This is a genomic window from Spirillospora sp. CA-142024, assembly GCF_050942325.1.
GTDB lineage: Bacteria > Actinomycetota > Actinomycetes > Streptosporangiales > Streptosporangiaceae > Spirillospora.
This window is the reverse complement of record NZ_CP192077.1, coordinates 263,543-283,746: the sequence shown is the minus strand read 5'-3', so window position 1 is coordinate 283,746 and position 20,204 is coordinate 263,543. Positions and strand designations below refer to the sequence as shown.

The following is a 20,204-nucleotide window of genomic DNA, read 5'->3' as shown; positions in this document are numbered from 1 at the left end:
ACCACAGCTCCGGCCCGATGGTTTACTGGGGTCGCGTCGGCAGACGGGGGGACACCGTTCGGCACGCTCGGCCCTCGTGCTCCCACTGGATGGCAGGCACTTCACCCGCACCCGAGAGGAAGTAAGGCGGCATGAGCATGGGCCACGAGGTTCGCTACCGCGTGCGCGGCGGCCGGCAGCTGCACGGCACCGTTTTCATCCAGGGCGCGAAGAACGCCGTCCTGCCGATGATCGGCGCCTCGCTGATGGCCGCCAAGGGACGGACCGTGCTGCGCAACGTCCCGATCATCGAGGACGTGCGGCGCGCCGTGGAGCTCGCCCGGGCGGTGGGCGCGAAGGCCGAGCTGCACGAGACCGAGCGCACCCTGGTGATCGACGCGTCGTCGCTGAACAGCCCCGTGCTGCCCGCGGCCATCGCGTCCCAGTTCCGCGGCTCGTTCCTGTTCGTCCCGGCGCTGCTGCACCGGCTCGGCGAGGCGGTCATCGAGGGCGTCGGCGGCTGCAACCTCGGCAGCCGCAACCTGGACTTCCACTACAACGGCTTCAAGCGGATGGGCGCCACGGTCACCGAGCACGTGGCCGACAACGGCGACGGCATCATCCACATCAAGGCCGGCGACCTGCGCGGCGGGACGCTCTACTGCGACACCCCGTCGCACACCGGCACCGAGAACCTGATCATGGCGGCGGCGCTGGCGCACGGCACCACGCTGATCAAGAACGCGGCGCTGGAGCCCGAGGTGCTCGACAACATCGCGATCCTGCAGGCGATGGGCGCCAAGATCACCGGCGGCGGCACCGGATTCATCACGGTCGAGGGCGTGGACGAGCTGACCGCCGTCGAGCACACCGTGATGCCCGACCGGATCGACACCGGCGTGTTCGTGATGGCCGCCGCGATCACCGGCGGCGACCTGAGCCTCGTCGGCGCCACGCTGGAGCACCTCGGCGTCGCCGCCGACAAGCTGGAGCAGATGGGCGTCGAGTTCCACCAGCAGGGCGCCGTCCTGCAGGTGCGCCGCGACCGGACGCTCCGCCCGATCAACGTCATCACCGACGAGTACCCCGGCTTCGCCACCGACCTGCAGTCGCCGATGATGGCGCTGTCCTGCCTCGCCGAGGGCCCGTCCTACATCTACGAGCGGATCTTCGACGGCCGGTTCAAGCTGGCCGGCGAGCTCGCCAAGATGGGCGCCGACATCGAGGTGGACGGCAACCGGGCGAAGGTGAACGGCCCGCGCGCCCTGCGCGGCGCCGAGGTCGAGGCGCACGACCTGCGCTGCGGCAGCGCCCTCGTGCTCGCGGGCCTCGCCGCCGAGGGCGAGACGACGATCACCTCGGCCTACTACCTCGACCGCGGGCACGCGCACACGGCCGAGCGGCTGTCCCAGCTCGGCGCCGAGATCGTCCGCGAGGTCGGCTAGGCCTCCCCGGCGCGGCCGCCCCCGGCGGCCGCGTCCGGCCGAATGTGGCCTCGGATCTGACCAACTCGGGGATGATCCCTGACGGAACAAGTCACGCCCGGCCGCAAAATCGTTCGGTCCGTGCGTCACCATCCGGTCACGCAGCGTTTTGACCGGACGTCCTGACTGCCCCAGCGCGGCCTCACTGACCTGCGAAGTAATCAGTGGAACGCTCCCGTTCGGCCGGACCGTAACGCGGTAAAAAATCACCGTCGCCGAGCCCGGGCCCCGGCCCGGACGTATCGCTCGTCTTTCCGACCCGGCTGACAGCGGGTCGAACGGATTTCGGCCGACGCGTAAACCAAACGGACTCCACAGGGGTCCCTCCAGTACGTGACAGCGTCAGGAGGGGCCCTTCGGCATGTTTTCGGGTCTTGTTTTTCAACTTCGGACGTCCGAAGATGCAGGATCAAGGCTGGCCGAATGGTGACAAATTACTGACCGAGGGGTCGCGTAGGTTACTTTTTCGCAGCACTCTTGATTCGATTTCGCGTCTGGGTGTCACATCTCGTCGCCCTGACCCGATCTGCGGGAAGAAGGCCCTCATCGCCTCAGGGTGGTGGGTGGGCTACGGGAAGGCGAATCGCACGAGAACTGCGGTGCTGGGGTCAGAAGGCAGGGGCGACGAAGCCATGAGTCAACCGTTGGGCGGAACGTGCGCGTGCAGGTGGCCGGGGCGGCGCCCCCGCCGAGAGGACGGACCGGAAGCGAGCGATCATCGATGACGGCGGCGCGAACGGGGTCGGTCACCCCCGACCTCACGATCGGGGTCGTGGGCCCGCACGACCTGGTGGAGCGGGTCATGCTGATGGGCCATGGCCCCACACCCGTACCGAGCCGGCTGGTGGCCGCCGCATACCGGGACGAGCAGGAGGCGGCCGACAAGGTCGTCCGGCTGGGGTCGGGCGTCGACGTGTGCCTGTTCGCCAGCCCCGTCCCCTACGACTTCGCGCGCAAGGCGGGCGTGCTCACCATGCCCGCCACGTACGTGCCGCTGAACGGCGCCGCGCTCCAGGGCGCGCTGCTGCGGGCGTCCCTCGACGAGCGCTTCGACCCGTCCCGGGTCAGCATCGACGTGCTCGGCCGCGCCGAGGTCGAGGAGGCGTACTCCGAGATCAGCCTCGGCACCGAGCAGGTGCACCTGCGCGAGGAGGCCGCCGGCCCCGGTACGCTCGCCGCGTTCCACGAGCGGCTCTGGCGGCGCGGCGCCACGACCGTCGCGATGACCTGCGTGCACGCCACGGCGGAACGCATGGAGATGGCCGGCGTGCCGACCATCCGGGTGCGTCCGACCGGTGCGGCGATCCGCAGCTCCCTGCAGACGGCGGCCCTGCTCGGCGCCCACCACCGGCTTGAGGAGTCGCAGCTCGTCGTCGTCCTGGTGGACGTCCCCACCCTCCGCGAGACGCCGCGCCGCGTCACCCCGCGCTACTGGCGGGACGAGCTGAAGCTCGCGCTGCACCGCGTCCTGCTCCAGGAGGCGCACCGGATGAACGCGTCCGTGTGGCCTCTGGACGACCACAGCTACCTCGTCATCGCGACGCGCGGCTCCGTCACCGCGTCCACCGAAGGCTTCCGGACGCCGCCGTTCGTGGAGCGCGTCCGCGAGGAACTGGGCCTCGCCATCGAGGTCGGCATCGGCATGGGGCGCACCGCGCACGAGGCGGAGAACCATGCCCGCGCCGCCCTGGCGCGCTCCCAGAGTTCCCAGCGCGCACAGGGCTTCGCCCTGGACCGCGACGGCCGCGCCCTCGTCCCGGCGCCACGCACACCGCCACGGGCACAGCCGCAGGCCAAGCCCAAGGGCCTGGAGATCCTCGCCCGCCTCGCCGACAAGCTCGGCGACCGGGAGCAGCCGCTGATCGTGGACGCGGAGAACGCCGGCAAGATGCTCGGCGTCACGCCGCGCACCGCCCGCCGCCTCCTGCGCACCCTGGTGGAGGAGGGCCTGGCCTGGCCACTGCCCCCGAACCGCACTCCCCAACCCGGCCGCCCCCGGCAGCTCTACCGCCTGATCGTCGAGAAACTCGGCCCGGCCGCGAAGACCAGCTGACGCCGGGATCGGCCGTTCCGACGGAACGGCCGATCCCAGCGGCGCCGCCTCAGCCATTCAGCCGGTAGAGCGTGCCCGAGCCGGACGTCCCGCCGTACGCCGACGTGCTGACGGCGGTGCCGTGCGCCTTGATCCACGCGGTGACGGCGCTGTTCGCGGTCCCCCGGCCGTCGCTTCCAAGGAGGACGTACTTCAGCTTGCCCTCTTGGACGTACTGCTGGAGCTTGGCGACCGTCATGGCGGGATCGTCGCCGGTGAAGCCGCCCATTGCGATCACCGGCCGGCCCGTCTCCAGGATGATCGACGAGGCGCTCTGGGCGCTGGAGACGGCGACCAGCCAGGTGGCGTCGCCCTGGTTCTTCAGCAGGTAGGAGACGAGCTGGGTGCTCACCTGCCCCCCGGGCCCCCGGGACGCGTTCTGACCGGACGAGGGGCGCCCGGACGGAGCCTGCCCACCGGACGGGGGCGATCCACCGGGCCCGTTCGCCATACGCTGCCCTCCGGGGCCACCGCCCATGCCGGACGAGACGGCCGGACCGGCGGTCGGGTTGGTCCCGTTACCCGCCCCGCCGACCGCGGTCGACGCCGCGTACGCAGCGGGTCCGGTCAGGGCCGCGACCAGTCCGATCGCCGCCGCGGCGACGGCCAGCCGGCGTGAGCGGGCGAGCAGCCCGATCACCGCGACCGCGGTGAGCGCCGCGACCGTCCAGGCAAGCCACGGATGCCAGGACGGGGTCCGGCGCAGCAGGACGAACGCCCACGCTCCGGTGACCGCGAACGCGGCCGGCAGGGTCCAGGAGATGCGGCGCGGCGCGTTGCGCATCGCCACGATCCCGGCCCCGGTCAGTGCCGCGATCGCGGGAGCCATCGCGGTCGCGTAGTAGGGGTGGAAGGTGCCCTCGCTCAGGCTGAACACCAGGAAGTGGACGGCCAGCCAGCCACCCCACAGCAGCAGCGCCGCCCGCGGCAGGTCGTTGCGGGGACGGCGTCCGCGCAGCACCAGGCCGACGGCCAGGGCGATCGCCGCGAACGGCAGCAGCCACGAGATCTGGCCGCCCATCGTGTCGTTGAACAGGCGCCCGAGACCGGCGGCGCCGCCGAAGTTCGCGCCCTGCCCGGCGCCGTCCGCGCCGAAGATCCGTCCGAGGCCGTTGTAGCCGATGACCAGATCCCACACCGTGTTGTCGGTGCTGCCCCCGATGTAGGGACGGCTCGAAGCGGGGACGGCCGCGACGATGAGCATCCACCACGCGGACGCGGCCGCCAGCACGCCGCCGGCCACCGTCAGATGCCCGAGACGCCGTGCCCGGCCGACCGGTGCGCAGACCAGGTACACCAGCGCGAACGCGGGCAGCACGAGGAACGCCTGAAGCATCTTGGTGTTGAACGCGAGACCGATGAAGAGCCCGCAAGCCGCCAGCCAGCGGAGCCTTCCCGACTCCACGGCCCGTTGCAGGGCCCAGGCGCCGAGCACGAGCAGCAGCACCAGCAGTGTGTCGGGATTGTCGTCGCGGTTGATGGCCACGGTGATCGGCGTCAGCGCCAGGACCAGTGCGGCGATGAGCGCGGCGGTCCGGCCGAACGCGCGCCGCACCGTCGCGTACAGGACGGCGACGGCGGCCACGCCCATCACGACCGACGGGCCGACCAGGCTCCACCCGTTCACTCCGACGACCCGTCCCACCAGCTCCTGCACCCACAGGGCCAGCGGAGGCTTGTCGACGGTGATGTAGTTGCCGGCGTCCAGCGAGCCGAAGAAGAACGCCTTCCAGCTCTTGGTCCCCGACAGGACGGCCGCGGCGTAGTACGAGTTGCCCGACTGCGTCTGAACGCCCAGGCCGTACAGGACGGCGGCCAGCGCAAGGATCGCGCCGAGCGCCGCCCGTGCCGGCCACGCTCTCGCGACGCCGGGGGGCCGGGCGGCGGCCGGCGTGGTTCTCGCCTCAGGGGCGACGTTGATGGTGGCGGTTGTCATGATGTCCTCCGTTACGCGGCCAGGCCGACGGACGCGCGAGGCGAGGGAACGACGGCGCTGAACCGGCCCTGCCGGATCCGCCGCCGGACGCGGGCCATGCCCCGGAGGTCGTCCAGCGCGGTCCGGACGATGTCGACGCGGCTGTCGGGGTCGTCGGTCCAGTCGACGGGGACCTCGTGCACCCGCAGGCCGACCCGCTCGGCGAGCAGGAGCAGTTCGGTGTCGAAGAACCATTCCTCGTCCTCGACGGCGGGCAGCAGCGCTTGGACGATCTCCGTCCGCGCCGCCTTGAAGCCGCACTGGGCGTCGGAGAACCGGGCGCGCATGACGGTGCGCAGCAGCAGGTTGTAGCACCGCGAGATGATCTCCCGCTTGGGTCCGCGGACGGTGCGCGCGCCGCGCGCCAGCCGCGACCCGATGGCCAGGTCGCTGTGCCCCGACAGCAGCGGCATCACCAGCGGCAGGAACCCCCTGAGGTCGGTGGACAGGTCCACGTCCATGTACGCGACCACGTCCGCGGCACTGGCCGACCAGACGCGCCGCAGTGCCCGGCCTCGCCCCTTCTCGTCGAGGTGGACGGCCCGCACTCCCGGCAGGGCGAGCCGCGTCGCGACGTCCCAGGTCCGGTCGGTGCTGGCGTTGTCGGCGATCGTGATGACGAAGTCGTAGGGAAGCTCGGCCTGGAGATAGGCGTGGAGCCTGCGGATGCTGCGCTCCAGCACGCGCTCCTCGTTGTAGACCGGCACCACGACTTCGACGAGGCGCCGGCGGGGAACTCGCGGGAAACGCCGCTCTCGCGGGAACAGGATCGGTTCGCTCATGCCCCCAACGCTCGACGTCCCGCATTCGCGAGCCGTGAAGCGCCGCTGAGACGAGCCTCAAATCATCGGCCGCCGCCCCCACCAGCCCTTAACCCGGCTCTCACCCGACTCTCATGGGCCCCGCTCCGCGACCATGCCTCGACACCGGCGCGAGACCGGCCCCGGTCACACGGATTCCGTCCGCGTAAGTATGAGCGCTGTTATATTAGCGCTGTGACATCCTCGGACCCGACCGCGTCGCCCGGCCGATGGCGCGCGCTGCACGCCCTGCTGGCGGGCATGGACGGCCAGATCGAATCGCTCTACACCGAGCGGGGCATCGAGGGGGTCCGCCCCCGGTTCGCCTATCCCTTGATCCGCCTCGCGCACACCGGCCCGCTGACGATCCGCGAACTCGCGGAATCGCTCGATCGCTCCCACTCGGCGATGAGCCAGACGATCGCGGCGATGCGCCGTGAGGGCCTGGTCGATTCCGAGCCCGGCGCCGACGCCCGCACCCGCCGCATCACCCTGACCGACCGGAGCCGCGCCCTCATCCCCTTCCTCGAAGCCGAGTGGCGCGCGACCGAGGCCGCCGTCGCCGAACTCGACGACGAGGTCCCCCACCCGCTCAGCGCCGTCGTGACCGAGCTGGAGCGGGCGCTGGCCCGGCGGCCCATGAGAGATCGGATCCTCTCCCACCTGAACGAGATCCACCCCGCCCCGGCACCTTCAACGCCGCCGAAGCCGCAGCCGTGACCTGGAGCGACAGGCTGATGGACGTCCGTCCGCTCCGCGGCAGCCGGCCGTTCCGCGACCTGTGGCTCGGGTCCTCGCTCGCCGCGATCGGCCGGCAGATCGCCGTCGTCGCCGTCCTGCGGCAGGTCTGGGAGATGACCCGCAGCCCGGTGTGGACCGGGGCCATCGGCCTCGCGACGGGCGTACCGCTGCTCGTCCTCGGCCTGGCCGGCGGATCACTGGCCGACGCCGTCGACCGCAGGCGCCTCGTCCGCACCGCCACCGCCGGCCAGGTCCTCGCGGCGTTCGGCCTCGTGGCGCAGGCCGGTGCGGGAAACCGGTCGGTCACGTTGCTGCTGGCCCTGGTCGCCGCCCAGTCCGGCTGCGCCGCGCTCGGGGCGCCCGCCCGGCGCACCTTCCCCGTCCGGCTGCTTCCCGCCGACCAGGTCGCCGCCGGGCTCGCCCTGCAGAACACCGCCTTCCAGGCGGCCATGCTCGTCGGGCCCGCCCTCGCCGGCATCGTGCTCGCGCAGTGGCGGTACCCCGCCGCGTACGCGGTCCAGGCCCTGACCACCGCCGCGTCACTGATCGCCGTGGCCAGGCTGCCTCCGATGCCCGTCCCGCACACCGACGGCAACCGTCAGGCCGGACACGGCACGCGTCCGCCCCGGGGAGGCTGGAGGATCATCCTCCAGCGCCCTGCGCTGTGGGGGTCCCTCACGATCGACCTCGCGGCCACCGTCCTGGCCATGCCCATCGCGCTCTTCCCCCTGGTCAACGAGATCCGCTTCGGCGGCGACCCCCGGACGCTGGGATTGTTCCTGTCCGCCATCGCGGTCGGCGGGCTCGGCGCGGGCCTGTTCTCCGGGACGGTCACCCGGCTCCGCCACAGCGCCCTCGTCCAGCTCCTCGCCGCCACGGTCTGGGGGCTGGCCCTCGCCGGCTTCGGCCTGGCCGAGCCTCTCTGGCTCGCCCTGCTCTGCCTGGCGGCGGCCGGCGCGTCCGACACCGTCGCCGTGGTCACCCGAGGCGCGCTGGTCCAGCTTGAGACGCCCGACCGCTACCGGGGCCGGGTCTCCTCGGTGGAGCACGTCATCGGCGTCGCCGGCCCCGAGATCGGCAACTTCCGCGGAGGACTACTCGCCTCCCTCACCTCCGCGCCCGTGGCCCTCGTAGCAGGCGGCCTCACGGCCACGGCGGCCATCGTCTCTCTCGGCCTCGTCAACCGCCCCCTGCGCGACCACCGGATCCCGACCGGGACCTAGTTGCGGTGGGGGAAGGACTTCGCGACCGCCAGGAAGGCGTCGTTCTCCTCGGGGGATCCGATGGAGACCCGGGCGCCCTCGCCGGGGAAGGGGCGGACGCTCACGCCCTGGGCGTCGCAGGCGGCGGAGAACTCCATGGTGCGGTCGCCCAGGCGGAGCCAGACGAAGTTGGCCTCGGTCGGCGGGACCGTCCAGCCGTCGGCGAGGAGGGTGTCGCGGACGCGGTCGCGTTCCTTCACCGTGCCCTCGACGCGCTCCAGCAGTTCCTCGGTCGCCTCCAGGGACGCGATGGCCGCGGCCTGGGCGACGGAGTTCACGCTGAACGGGAGGAACGTCTTGCGGATCGCGCCGGCGACCAGGGGGTGCGCCACCAGGAAGCCGATGCGGAGGCCGGCGAGGCCGTACGCCTTGGAGAACGTGCGGAGGACGGCGAGGTTCGGGCGGTCGCCGTACAGGGTCAGGCCGTCCGGGACCTCGTCGTCGCGGACGTACTCGCGGTACGCCTCGTCCAGGACGACCAGGCAGTCCGCGGGGACGCGGTCCAGGAACGCCTCGATCTCCGCGCGCCGGACGATCGTGCCCGTCGGGTTGTTCGGGTTGCAGAGGAAGACCAGCCGCGTGCGGTCGGTGATCGCGTCCGCCATCGCGGGCAGGTCGTGGGTCTCGTCCCGCAGCGCGACCTGGACGCCCGTGGCGCCCGACAGCGACACGAGCAGCGGGTACGCCTCGAACGACCGCCACGCGTAGACGACCTCGGCGCCCGGCTCGGCGACGGCCTCCAGCAGCATCTGGGTCATCCCGACCGAACCGCAGCCGACCGCGACATGGTCGGCGGGGACGCCGCAGAACGACGCGATCGCCTCGGTCAGCGCGGTCGCGTTGTTGTCCGGGTAGCGGTTGACGTTCCGCGCCGCCTCGCCGATCGCGTCCACGACCGACGGGAGCGGGCCGTGCGGCGACTCGTTGGACGACAGCTTGAAAGAGCGGCCCTCGGGAGACACCACGACCTTGCCGGGCTTGTAGGCCACGAACCGGTCGAGGACGGAGCGGAAGCGCGGAGTGGTTGCCTCGGACACCGTTGTCCTCCAGATCGCACAGGGGTGGTGATTCCCCAGCCTACGCAGCGTTCCTCATCATCCAGCAAACAGCCACGATCCGGACGAACTCCCAGTCGCGGGTGTCGTCCGGCCACCAGCCCCGGTTGAACGCGTCCTCGGCGAAACCGTGCAGATAGCCCATGAGGTCGTCCGCGCCGGGCGGCTCACCGGGAGCGCCGAGTTCGTCGCGGAGGCTGGCCACATGCTGGTCCACGGCCGCCGCCAGGCCCGGGGAGCCGGCCATCTCCGCGACGCCGGCCTCCCCGATGTCCCGGACGAGCAGACCGAGCACTTCGGGCGAGTCACCGTTCATAGGGGGTGAAACTAGCAACCGTCAGGCACCGTTCGCGACATCACCCCAGGTAAAAGCTCAAACGCGGGGCCGGAGCATGGGCGGCCGGAGCTGCTCGGCGTCGCCCCTGCGGTACAGCCTGGCGGGACGTCCGCCGTCCCGTGTCGTGGTCCGATCCGTCGGGATGAGGAAGCGGTCGGCGCCGGTCACCTTCCGGTGGAAGTTGCGGGGGTCGAGGCTGGTTCCCCACACGATCTCGTAGACTCTGCGCAGCTCCGCGACCGTGAACTCGGGCGGGCAGAACGCGGCGGCCAGCGACGTGTACTCCAGCTTCGCCCGCGCCCGCTCCATCCCGTCGCACAGGATCCGCCGGTGGTCGAACGCGGCCCGGTCCTGGTGGACGAGATCGTCCACGGCCGTCCACAGCACCTGGGCCCGGCTGGACGCGGGCAGGTCCGGCGCCAGCCCCAGGTACGCGACGCTCACCACCCGCTGCCGGGGATCGCGGTCCGGATACCCGTAGGTCTGGAGCTGCTCCAGGTGGATCCGGACGTCCGCGAGACCGGCCCGCTCCGCCATCAGCCGGGACGCGGCGACCGGCAGGTCCTCGTCCAGCTGGATGAACCCGCCCGGCAGCGACCACGCCCCCTCGTACGGGTCCCGGTCACGCCGCCACCGCAGCGCGCACAGGCGCTGCTCCCGCACGGTGAGCACGACCAGGTCGACGGAAACGGCAAGCCGCGGCACGGACATGCAACGAACTTAGCCGGAGCGACCGCCCGGTAACGCCAAGAAGGCCCAGCCGGGCCGGTTCCCGGAGCGGAGGGAGCCGGACCGGCCTGCTCTTCCCGGGGGGTGTGGGGGGCGTCCCCCCACACCCGTACCGGCCGGGCCTTCTTGGCGGTCGGTCAGTCCTCCTTGGGGACCTCCACGGGGACCGTGGCGGCCGGGACGCCGTTGTGACCGTTGGCGCCGTTCTGGGCGTTCAGCCCCGCGAGGAGCTGGCGCGCGACGCCGAGGCCGGTGCCGCCGAGCGTGAGGGCCTTGGCGAGCATGTCCTCGACGCCCTGGGCGCCGTTGAGCACGACCATGTTGTCGACGTTGCCGAACACGCCGGCGCCCGCCTCGACGATCTGCGGCCACTGCTCGGCGAGCTGCTGGGCGATCACGGCGTCGGTGTTCTCGGCCAGCGCCTCCGCGCGGGCCTTGATCGCCTCGGCCTCGGCGAGCCCCTTCTGGCGGATGGCGCCGGCGTGGGCCTCACCGAGGATCCGGGTCGCCTCGGCCTCGCGCTGCGCCTTGAGCTGGACCTCGGTCGCGGCGGCCTGGGCGTAGGAGATGCGCTCCTCGCGCTCGGCCTCGGCCAGCTTGACCTGCTCGTACGCGCGGGCGTCCGCGGGCTTGCGGACCTCGCTCTCCAGCCGCTTCTCGGTGCGCTCGGCCTCCAGCTCGGCGTTGCGGGTCTCCTTGAGGATGACCTCCTGCCGGGCCTGCTGCGCGGCCTGCTGCACCTGGCCCTCGTACTCGGCCTTCTTGATCTCGGTGTCCCGGATGACCGCGGCGTTCTCCCGCATGGCCTCCTGCTCGCGCTGGGTGGCCTCCTGGTCCCGCTCGGCCTCGGCGATACGGGCGGCGGAGGCGACCTTGGCGGCGTGCGGACGGCCCAGGTTGGTGATGTAGCCGGCGTCGTCGTGGATCTCCTGTATCTGGAGGGAGTCCACGATCAGGCCGAGCTTGCTCATCTCGTCGGCGGCGGAGCCGCGGGTCTCGGACGTGAGGCGCTCGCGGTTGAGGATCAGGTCCTCGACGGTGAGGTTGCCGATGATGGAGCGCAGGTGGCCGGTGAACAGCTCGTGGATCGCCCCGTCCATCGACTTCTGCTGCTCCAGGAAGCGGCGGGCGGCGTTGGCGATCGACACGAAGTCGTCCCCGACCTTGTAGATGACCACGCCGCGGACCTTGACCGGGATTCCCTGCTGCGTCACGCAGCTCACTTCGAGGTTGGCCGCCCGGCTGTCCAGCCGCAGCCGTCGGGACGTCTGGAACCCGGGCAGGACGGACGTGCCCTTACCCGTCACGATCTTGAATCCGAGGCTGTCCACGCCGTCGATCGGCTTCGACCTGGCGCCCAGCCCGGAGATGATCAGAGCCTCGTTCGGCTCGGCGACCCGCCAGACCATCTTGAACAGAACGATCAACACGATGAGGGCGACGACGGCGCCGATCGCCACCACGATCACGGGCATGCGGCCTCCTCTTCAGATGTCAGCGGCGCGACCCAGGGGGTTCGGGCCCGTCCGCGTTTCCCAGTAGACGCGGAGGCGGTGCGTTCGGTTCTGTCGCGGGACCGTGTATTCACGTCCTCATCAGGACAACTTCACTGGGGCAGGGCGACCGCCACGTAGACCGTCCGGGGCGGGTGGTACTCGACGACCACGATGATCGTGCCGACGCCGATCTCGTCGCGCGGGTCGACGGGGTGGGCGTAGAACGCCTCGACCCCGCCGCGGATCGGGATCATGACCTCCCCGACCAGCCCGGGACCGATCCGGCCGGTCACCCGCCCCTCCCTACCGACCACGACCACCCCCGCGAACGACGCGCCCCGGACCGCGCCCTGCGGCCCGTGTAAGCCGAACCGTATCCGCTGCACCCCCCATCCCGCACCGCCTCTCGGGTCGGGCCCCGGGCGGGGAATCAGGGCAGGACGCGGTGGGCTTGGGTGAGGGCGTCGCGGGCGAGGCGTTCGGCGTCGGCGCGGGTGGCGTTGGGGCCGAAGACCGTGACGGTGGCGAGGTAGTGGCGGCCCTTGAACACGACGTACCAGGTACGGGTGCGGGCGCTGCCGCTCATCGTGGTGACGCCGACGGTGCGGGAGCCCTCGCCGATGTCGCCCTTGGGCGCCTCGCTCACCTGGTGCTCGGCCCACCTGGTGCCGACCTTGGTGCGGAACTTCAGGCAGCCGGTCGGCACGCGGGCGTTGACCTGCTTCTCGGCGTCCGCGGCGGACATGCCCATCAGCGTCTCGGTCGCGGTCTGGCCGGTGCCGTTCACGAACGAGACGAGGGCCGCGGGGACGTCGCCGGCCACGTCGCCGCCCGGGCGGCCGCTCCCGCAGCGGGGCTTGTCCAGGGTCGTCCCCCGCTGGAGCCGGGCCGCGTTCTGGATGGCCTTCAGCGAGCCGTACTCGCCCGAGTCGGGCTCTCCGGCGCGCCGGTAGCCGGGCGGTTCCTGCAGCAGCGCCTGGGCCAGCTGGTCGGAGGTGTAGCCGATGCCCGCCACCTCGGCGCGGGCGGTGCCGCGCACCTGGCCGGCGCGTTCGGCGTCGCCGCCGCACGCGGTGGCGGCGACGGCCGTGGACAGCAGGACGAGCGGGAGGATCCTGTGGGCCATGGCGGCGACACTACGGCGCGCGGAGGGCGGGCCGCCCGCGGCGACACGCCCGGTCAGCCTTTCTCGGCCCGCTCGTTGTACTCCGCCGCGTACTCCTGGCCGGACATCTTCTGGATCGTCTCGACGATCTCGTCGGTGATGGCGCGCCGGGCCTTGGCGGGCGGCAGGTCACGGTAGTGGGAGAAGTCCATCGGCGGGCCGATCCGCACGGTGGGACGCGGGCCGAACACGCGCGGGAAGCCGGCCCCGATCGGCTGGATCTTCTCGGTGCCCTCCAGCGCGACCGGCAGGACGCGGGCCCCGGACTCCAGGACGAGCCAGCCCACGCCCGTCCGGCCGCGGTAGAGGCGTCCGTCCGGGGAGCGGGTGCCCTCGGGGTAGACCGCGAACGCTCCGGCGTTCTGGAGGACATCGGCGGCCTGCTCCAGCGCGCCCATCGCGGCGCGCTGGGCGCCGCGCCGCACCGGGACGTGGCCGAGGTTGGTGAGGAACCAGCGGACGAAGCGGTTCTTGATGCCGCCGCCCTCGAAGTAGGCGGCCTTGGCGATATAGGTGACCGGGCGCGGGACCGCCAGCGGGATGATGAAGCTGTCGATGAACGACAGGTGGTTGCTCGCCACGATCAGCGGCCCGTAGCTCGGCACGTTCTCGCCGCCCACCACCCGGGGGCGGAAGAGCAGCCAGAGGATCGGACGCACCACGCGCGTCATGAACGTGTAGAACACCCAAGCCTCCTGAATTTCGCCAACGCCACTGTAACCTCTGCGCCGGTCCGGGCCTCGGTCAGTGCCCTCCTTTCCGGGCCGAGGGCCGGTCAGGAATGGTTCAAGCGCAGGTCAAAGCTCGGCCGGGCGGTATTGGCCGCCATTCTTACCCTCAAGTAAGTTTCTGTTCGGTAAGTTATTGCGACGTTTCCCGGAGGTCCCAGGAGCCTTCCGGACGCCCCGGACGCATCGTCAGGTAGAGTCATGCCGAGGACCAGACGGGCGTCCGAGCCGGCGTTACGGTCCGAGCCACGGGCGGCCGACCTGGTCCTTTTCCCGGGAAGCGCTTGGATTGCGGGCACGGGTGCGCAATCCTGAGGAGTCACCTGAGATGGCCGTGTGCCACCGGAGTGGGGCGTGAGGTGACGATGGACTTCGACATCAGTCTGATGCGCGACGACCGCTGCACACTCGTCCGCGTGAAGGGCGACATCGACGTGGTGTCCCGCACGCGCTTCGAGCAGACGCTCTTCGAGGTCGTGGACTCGGGCGAGCCGATGGTCGTGGACATGCGCGAGGTCACGTTCTGCGACTCGACGGGCCTGAACGCGATCGTCGCGGCCAACCGCCGCGCGGGCGAGCGCGGCACCCACATCGCGCTGGTGGCGCTGCCGCCGCGCGTCCAGCGGGTCTTCCGCATCACCGGAATCGACAAGTTCATCCCGATCCACGACACGCTGCGGGAGGCGATCGTCGCCTTCCCGTCCACGACCCCGTAGGTCAGGTACAGCCCTCGAACTGGGGCACGCTGGTGGTCAGCTTCAGCCCCGACTTGCCGAACCACTTGGTCAGCAGCTTCTGGGCGGTGCCGTCCTGGTACATGTCGGTGATGGCGCGGTTGACCTTCTCGCAGCCCTTCAGGTCGCCCTTCTTCAGGCCGACGCCGTACTTCTCGTCGGTGAACGGCGCGTTGATCATCCGCCCGGGACGGCCGGTGGCGAACCCGGCGAGGATCAGGTCGTCGGTCGACACGGCGTCGAGCCGCCCGGCCGCCAGGGCGTCCATGCAGGCGCCGTAGGTGTTCACGGTGACCGGCTTCGCGGCGACCTTGCGCTCCTCGATGACGCGCCGCCAGGAGTTGGAGCCGGTCACCTCGCAGATCCGCTTGCCCTTCAGGTCCCGGACGTCCCTGATCGCGGTGGCGTCGGCGCGGACGAACGTGTCCTGGTGGGCGACGTAGTAGGGCCCGCCGAAGGTGACCTTCATCTTCCGCTTCGCGGTGATCGAGTACGTCGCGAGGATCATGTCGACGTCCCCCTTGGCCAGGGCCTCCTCACGCACCGACGAGTTCGTGGTCCTGAACGTGAGGCGGCTCTTCGGGACGCCCAGCTTCCCGGCGATGTAGGTGGCGACGTCGACGTCGAAGCCCTCGTAGGTCCCGTCCGGGCGCTTCACGCCGAGCGCGGGCTGGTCCTCCTTCACGCCGATGACCAGGGACTTCTTGTCGGCGACGGACTGCTTCTCGGGGGCGCCGAAGCCACAGGCCGACAGCAGCGCCGCCGCGGTCAGCACGGCCCCCGAGGCGGCGATGGCACGGATCGCGCGCATGGCTTGATCTCCTCCGGTCAGCGGAACTCGGCCAGCCGGGGACGGACCCCCGCGATGATCAGAAAGGCGATGACGGCGGCGCCGACCGGCGGGACGGCGTTCCAGCCGCGCAGCCCGCCGTCCGCGTCCCTGATCGCCTTGTCGAAGGCGTCCTGATGGACGGCGGTCAGCGAGCTGAGCGCCGCGTCGTAGTCGTCGAAGTCGCGGATCGCGTTCGACGTGCGTCCCATCCGCAGGTCGACCGCCGCCGTCCGGTTGCCCGCCTCCGCGAGCTGCCGCATCCGCGCGTCGTTCTGCTGGACTTTCCGGTACCCCGCGAGCGTCTTCGCCAGCGCGTCCGCCTCCCGGCCCTTGCCGACCGTGCGCGCCTCGTCCCCGAAGAAGCCGAGGAACGGAACCGCGCCCTCACCGGGCTTGTACGGGCCGGCCTTCTGCTCCAGGCCCGCGTAGTAGTTCTCCAGGTTCACCGGTTTGTCGCCGAGATCCGGGTAGATCACCGACAGCGACTTGTCGAGGTAGGTCTGCTCGTAGGTGTCGGCGCGGCCCGGGTCGAGGAGGTAGCGGCTCTCGTCCCCGAACGCGCTGTGGCTGATCGCGCGGGCCCGCGACAGCTGCAGGATCGAGTCGAACCCGTCCTGCTTGGCCGTCTTGATATGCCCGGCATGGGCCGTCAGCAGGCCCGCCCCGACGGCCGTGAGGACGAGCGTGGCCAGCGTCGCCAGCACCAGTGCCGGGTTGAGGACGCGGCGGAACGTCCGCACCAGGTACAGCTGGGTGGCGATCAGGAGCAGCAGGGCCAGCAGGCCGGTGAGCAGGACCCAGGCGCGTCCCGTCAGCACCGCGGACCGCTTCGTCTCGTACGACTGCCGGACGTTCGCGCCCGTGTCGAGCGTGATGTTGTACGCCTTCGGCAGGAGCTGCAGCTTCATCAGGTCGGTGGCCTGCCGGTAGGCGTCCACGACCTGCGGCGGCGTCTGGCCGGGCGCGTGGTCGGACTGCTTGTCGAGCTGCATGGCCTGGCCGACGAGCCGCTCGTACCTGCCGAGCCCGTCCAGCACCTCCTGGACGGTCCGCCGCAGCGCCGGGTCGCGTCCCGCGAGCTGCGCGGCCTGCACCGCCGCGGCGTCCGCCTCCGCGCGCCGCTTCTCGTACACCCGCAGGGTCTCGTCGTAGCCGATGCCGAGGTCGTGCTCGCGCCCGATCAGCAGGATGTTGGACACCTGCGCGTCCATGTCGCTGAGCGCGAAGTACAGCGTGCCGGTCGCGACGACCTGCGGGCCCGCGTCGTGCCCGATCGTCTCGACGGAGTCGCGCGCGTTCCCGATCGCGACGGTGAGGACGATCAGCAGGGCCACGAGCGCGGCCAGGCACAGCACGACGTGCGCGCGGATGCGGCCCGGGATCGTCTTGAGCCAGTGTCCGCGCACGAACGTCTTCAGCCGTCCGGTGCGCTCGGTGTCCACCGGCGGGTTCTGCTCCGGGGGCGCCTGCGGCGGCTGGGGCCGCGGCTGGGTCGCGGGAGCCGCCGGCGGTGCGGGACTCATCGTCATGGCGTGCCCTCCTGCAGGGACAGCGTGATGGTCGTCCAGGCGCCCACATGGATGCGGTCGCCGTCACCGACCGGCACCGGCACGTTCACCGGGATCGGCTCCGTCCCGCCGTTCACGGTGGTGCCGTTGGTCGAACCGGGGTCGATCAGGTTCCAGGTGCCGTCCGGCTGTGCGAGCAGGACGGCGTGCAGATGCGAGACACCGGGGTCCTCGGGCGGCGCGCTCAGGTCGATCTCCGGCAGGAGCGCCCGCGTGGTGCTGCGCCGCCCGATCCGGATCTGGTCGCCGAGCAGCGGGACGCGGCGTTCCGGGCAGTACGGCGGGAACGCGAGGGCCCCGGCGTCCTGCCCCATCTCCGCGATCACCGAGTCGAAGTACGCACGGTCGGCCTTGACCAGCGCGCACGGCCCCGCCGGGGCGGGCGGCGGAGCGACGACCGGCGTGCTGCTCGGCCGCTGCTGCGGCACCACCGGCACCGCCTGCGCGGTGCCGGCCGCGGTCAGCTGGACGGTGTACACGGTGCCGGTCTCGAAGTCGTACCCGTCGACCTCGCAGAACCGGCCGGAGCGGGGCGTGCCGCAGTGCGGGCAGTCCGCCGCCTCCGCCGGTTCGGGCTTCGCGGGCTGGGACGCGGGGGCCGGCGCGGGCTCGGGTTCGGCGAACTCGGCGCGCTGCGCACCCTCCATCAGGTCACCGCACACGTCGCAGTAGTCGGTGGCCTGGGAGGCGTGCCCGCTCGGGCAGACCGGCATGGGCCTCAGCCCCCTGCCTCGTCGCCGTGCCGGGTCCGCACGGTCCGGACGGAACGGGTGTCGAGCGACATCTCATCCGCCTTCGCCACGTCCCGCTTCAGCCGCACCGTGCCCCGCGCCGGGTCGACCACGTCGACGACCTTGTCGAGCAGGCCGGAGATCTGCTCGTTGCCGACCTTGCGGGCCAGCACCACGGCGCGCCCGAGCCGGGCGGTCGCGGTGTCCTCGTCGCCCTCGCGCCGCGCCTCCAGGCCCTGCTGGATGGCCTCGGCGAGCTCCGACTGGCCGGTGTGGTGCGCGACCCGGCCGTTGATGCGCGTCGACCTGGCCTCGTCGTCGGTCCACTCGGCGAGGACGTTCCCGGACGCGAGGACCCGGTCGCCCGCGACGAGCTTCACCCACGCGGCCCGCATCTGCCGTCCGACGTCGCCGGGCTCCACCTCGACGCACACGTGGTACTCGCGGTTCTCGCTGCCCCACGCGCCGAGCGGGTAGTCGCCCGTCTGCGTCCCGGACTCGACCCGGCGGCCGGTCAGGTCCTCCACGGCCGGGATCATCTGCTTGACGAACCGGAGCCGCGCCTGCTGCGGCGTCCACACGCGCAGCGCGACGTCCGCGACCTCCTTGCTCATCGCGGCGTGCGTCATCGCCAGGAAGTCGGCCTCCAGGTCGGCCGGGTCGGGGACGTCCAGGAACCCGCCCAGCAGCGCCGAGGTGATCTTGCGGAGCTCGGCGACGTCCCAGTCGGTGCCGACGCCCCGGGCGTCGCAGAGGAAGTGCCCGGTGCACGCTCGCAGCGCCGCGTCCAGCTCCTCGTCCGACTCGTGCTGGTTCTTGCCGTCCGTCAGCAGGATGGCGTGCTTGACAGCGTTGTCGGCGACGGTGGCGTCGTGCGCGGTGAACAGCCGGTCGGCGAGCCGCAGCCACGACCCGATCGCCGTTCCGCCGGCCGCCTCCAGCCGCCCCACCGCGTTCACCGCGCTGCGCCGGGACGTCTCGTCCGCCACGACGAGCCGCTCCCCCTGCGGGTAGATCATCCGCGGCCGGTTCGCGCCGGCGACCACCGCGAAGTGCACGCCGTCGCGCAGCACGTTCACCGCGGCCCGCGCCGCCCGCTTCGCCGCGGCCATCTTGCCCCGGTACGACATCGACCCGGAGGTGTCGATGATGATGATCTCCGCGGCGGGGGCCCGTCCGCCGCCCCCCGCCGGACCCGCACCGCCGGACGAGCGCGCCTCCACGGACACGATCGCGTGCATCTCCCGTCCGCCGGCCGGGAGGTACGGGTTCTGGTCCACCCGGACGGTGAACTCCGGAAAATCGCTCATCTGCCCCGCTCCCTGCTCGGTTCTGGCGGCGGACAGGGGATCACCGCCACCGTGACGTTGTCGTGCCCGCCCGCGTCCAGCGCCGCCCGCAGCAGCCGCCGCGCCGCGCCGAGCGGGCCGTCCGCGCCGTCCAGCGCCACCGCGGCGAGGGCGGCCGGCTCCGGCAGGTCGTTCCACAGCCCGTCGCTGCAGAGCACCACCAGCCCCGGCGCCGTCGGACGGAACGCCGCCACATGCGGATCGACCGGCCCCGCGTCCGCGCCCAGCCACGCGGTCAGCACGTGCGCCCGCTTGTCGGCCCACGCGTCCTCGGCGGTCATCGCGCCCTGCCGGATCATGCTCGCGGCCCACGAGTCGTCCGTCGTGAGCCGGTACGAGCCCGCCTCCGACAACCAGTATGCGCGGCTGTCGCCGACCCATCCGACGGTGACGCCCGCCGCGTCCACGACGGCCGACACGAACGTGCACGCGGGCGACGACTCCGGGTCGTCGGACAGCCCCGCCACGACCTCGGCCGCCCGCGCCGCCGCCGCGCGCATCGCGCCGCGCGGGTCCATGCCGGCGGCCACGCGCCCGGTGAGGACGGCCACGGCCGAGTCGGCGGCCAGCCTCGACGCCTCCTCGGATCCGGGCGCCGTCGCGACCCCGTCGCAGACTACGGCGCACGCCCCCGCGGGCAGCGCGGCCAGCGCGAACGCGTCCTCGTTCCGGCTGCGCCGCAGCCCGACGTCGCTCACCGCCGCGCCGAACAGGCCGGCCTCCTCCTCGACGTGCTCCCGCCCGCTGGGCTGCCGGAACCCGCACTGCCCGCAGTACCCGTCCGCTCCGATGGCCGCCGCCCCGCAATCGCCGCACCGCGTCTCCGCACCGGCGGCATCACCCGTACCAGGCGCGGTTTCGGCGGTCGGGGCGGGGGCGCGGCGCCGGTCCGGGCGGGTTCTCGTCGCCAGGTCGGACGACGAATCGGCGTTCGGGGTGGGGTGGGGGATCGAGGCGAGGGGCGTGTCGTGGGAGGTCGCCCTGCGGCGGGACGGAGGCTTGCCGGGCAGCGCGGTGCCCAGGGGCGGGGTCCGGGGGGTGGTGGGATCCGGCCGTCCGCATTCCTCGCAGAAGCGGTCGCGCTCGGTGACGGGCTCGCCGCAGGTGCGGCAGAGCTCGACGGGCGTGTGCTGGTCCGCGTTCATGG

General features: G+C 72.1%; 19 protein-coding genes. 5 read left to right on the top strand and 14 right to left on the bottom strand.

Annotated elements, in window-relative coordinates; all coding sequences use genetic code 11:
• Window positions 1-137: 137 nt before the first annotated feature.
• Complete coding sequence (murA, locus tag ACQPZP_RS01425; protein WP_433475792.1) at window positions 138-1,424, top strand: UDP-N-acetylglucosamine 1-carboxyvinyltransferase; 1,287 nt, start codon at window positions 138-140, stop codon at window positions 1,422-1,424.
• Window positions 1,425-2,184: 760 nt separating this feature from the next.
• Window positions 2,185-3,516: a transcriptional regulator gene (locus tag ACQPZP_RS01420; RefSeq protein WP_433475791.1), complete on the top strand. Its 1,332-nt coding sequence runs from the start codon at window positions 2,185-2,187 to the stop codon at window positions 3,514-3,516.
• A gap of 49 nt (window positions 3,517-3,565) precedes the next feature.
• Here ACQPZP_RS01420 and ACQPZP_RS01415 read toward each other — a convergent pair whose 3' ends face one another.
• Both ACQPZP_RS01415 and ACQPZP_RS01410 read right to left on the bottom strand, forming a co-directional pair.
• Window positions 3,566-5,491 carry a glycosyltransferase family 39 protein gene (locus ACQPZP_RS01415; protein ID WP_433475790.1) on the bottom strand — a complete coding sequence of 642 codons (1,926 nt, stop codon included), beginning with the start codon at window positions 5,489-5,491 and terminating at the stop codon, window positions 3,566-3,568.
• An 11-nt stretch (window positions 5,492-5,502) separates the two neighbouring features.
• Window positions 5,503-6,312 carry a dolichyl-phosphate beta-glucosyltransferase gene (locus ACQPZP_RS01410; RefSeq protein ID WP_433475789.1) on the bottom strand — a complete coding sequence of 270 codons (810 nt, stop codon included), beginning with the start codon at window positions 6,310-6,312 and terminating at the stop codon, window positions 5,503-5,505.
• 213 nt (window positions 6,313-6,525) lie between these two features.
• On the opposite strand from ACQPZP_RS01410, the gene ACQPZP_RS01405 reads away from it, so the two are divergent.
• Together ACQPZP_RS01405 and ACQPZP_RS01400 are read left to right on the top strand one after the other, a co-directional pair.
• Window positions 6,526-7,050 carry a MarR family winged helix-turn-helix transcriptional regulator gene (locus ACQPZP_RS01405; RefSeq protein WP_433475788.1) on the top strand — a complete coding sequence of 175 codons (525 nt, stop codon included), beginning with the start codon at window positions 6,526-6,528 and terminating at the stop codon, window positions 7,048-7,050.
• Window positions 7,047-8,294, top strand: coding sequence for an MFS transporter (locus ACQPZP_RS01400; protein ID WP_433475787.1), 1,248 nt, complete (start codon window positions 7,047-7,049; stop codon window positions 8,292-8,294). The genes ACQPZP_RS01405 and ACQPZP_RS01400 overlap by 4 nt, the downstream gene beginning before the upstream one ends.
• Here the strand turns inward: ACQPZP_RS01400 and hisC are convergent.
• From hisC to ACQPZP_RS01365, 7 genes are all read right to left on the bottom strand, one after another.
• The gene (gene hisC, locus ACQPZP_RS01395) at window positions 8,291-9,370 is read right to left on the bottom strand and encodes a histidinol-phosphate transaminase (protein ID WP_433475786.1); all 1,080 of its coding nucleotides are present in this window, start codon (window positions 9,368-9,370) and stop codon (window positions 8,291-8,293) included. The genes ACQPZP_RS01400 and hisC overlap by 4 nt on opposite strands.
• A gap of 40 nt (window positions 9,371-9,410) precedes the next feature.
• Entirely contained in the window at window positions 9,411-9,704 is a 294-nt protein-coding gene (locus tag ACQPZP_RS01390; RefSeq protein WP_433465852.1) for a DUF6401 family natural product biosynthesis protein, read from the bottom strand.
• Window positions 9,705-9,761: 57 nt separating this feature from the next.
• Complete coding sequence (locus ACQPZP_RS01385; protein ID WP_433465851.1) at window positions 9,762-10,436, bottom strand: NUDIX hydrolase; 675 nt, start codon at window positions 10,434-10,436, stop codon at window positions 9,762-9,764.
• Window positions 10,437-10,591: 155 nt separating this feature from the next.
• Complete coding sequence (locus ACQPZP_RS01380) at window positions 10,592-11,929, bottom strand: flotillin family protein (RefSeq protein WP_433475785.1); 1,338 nt, start codon at window positions 11,927-11,929, stop codon at window positions 10,592-10,594.
• A gap of 131 nt (window positions 11,930-12,060) precedes the next feature.
• Complete coding sequence (locus ACQPZP_RS01375) at window positions 12,061-12,243, bottom strand: hypothetical protein (RefSeq protein WP_433465849.1); 183 nt, start codon at window positions 12,241-12,243, stop codon at window positions 12,061-12,063.
• Between the two features lie 137 nt (window positions 12,244-12,380).
• On the bottom strand, window positions 12,381-13,076 hold the full coding sequence (locus tag ACQPZP_RS01370) for a hypothetical protein (protein ID WP_433475784.1): 696 nt from the start codon (window positions 13,074-13,076) through the stop codon (window positions 12,381-12,383).
• 53 nt (window positions 13,077-13,129) lie between these two features.
• A complete protein-coding gene (locus ACQPZP_RS01365; protein WP_433475783.1) occupies window positions 13,130-13,801 on the bottom strand; it encodes a lysophospholipid acyltransferase family protein in 672 nt (223 codons plus the stop codon).
• A gap of 407 nt (window positions 13,802-14,208) precedes the next feature.
• Here ACQPZP_RS01365 and ACQPZP_RS01360 point away from each other — a divergent pair, with 407 nt between their 5' ends.
• Window positions 14,209-14,559 (top strand): STAS domain-containing protein, encoded by a 351-nt coding sequence (locus tag ACQPZP_RS01360; protein ID WP_433465846.1) that lies wholly within the window; start codon window positions 14,209-14,211, stop codon window positions 14,557-14,559.
• Window position 14,560: 1 nt separating this feature from the next.
• Here the strand turns inward: ACQPZP_RS01360 and ACQPZP_RS01355 are convergent, their stop codons facing one another.
• Genes ACQPZP_RS01355 through ACQPZP_RS01335 form a run of 5 tightly spaced genes read right to left on the bottom strand, consistent with a single transcriptional unit; the run spans window position 14,561 to window position 20,202 of the window.
• Window positions 14,561-15,388, bottom strand: a complete 828-nt coding sequence (locus tag ACQPZP_RS01355; RefSeq protein WP_433475782.1) for a glutamate ABC transporter substrate-binding protein — start codon at window positions 15,386-15,388, stop codon at window positions 14,561-14,563.
• Between the two features lie 17 nt (window positions 15,389-15,405).
• Window positions 15,406-16,938 carry a hypothetical protein gene (locus ACQPZP_RS01350; protein WP_433475781.1) on the bottom strand — a complete coding sequence of 511 codons (1,533 nt, stop codon included), beginning with the start codon at window positions 16,936-16,938 and terminating at the stop codon, window positions 15,406-15,408.
• Window positions 16,935-17,690: an FHA domain-containing protein gene (locus ACQPZP_RS01345; protein ID WP_433475780.1), complete on the bottom strand. Its 756-nt coding sequence runs from the start codon at window positions 17,688-17,690 to the stop codon at window positions 16,935-16,937. Before ACQPZP_RS01345 ends, ACQPZP_RS01350 begins: the two co-directional genes overlap by 4 nt.
• A 5-nt stretch (window positions 17,691-17,695) precedes the next feature.
• Window positions 17,696-19,018 carry a VWA domain-containing protein gene (locus ACQPZP_RS01340; RefSeq protein ID WP_433475779.1) on the bottom strand — a complete coding sequence of 441 codons (1,323 nt, stop codon included), beginning with the start codon at window positions 19,016-19,018 and terminating at the stop codon, window positions 17,696-17,698.
• Complete coding sequence (locus ACQPZP_RS01335) at window positions 19,015-20,202, bottom strand: PP2C family protein-serine/threonine phosphatase (RefSeq protein WP_433475778.1); 1,188 nt, start codon at window positions 20,200-20,202, stop codon at window positions 19,015-19,017. Before ACQPZP_RS01335 ends, ACQPZP_RS01340 begins: the two co-directional genes overlap by 4 nt.
• Window positions 20,203-20,204: the final 2 nt, after the last annotated feature.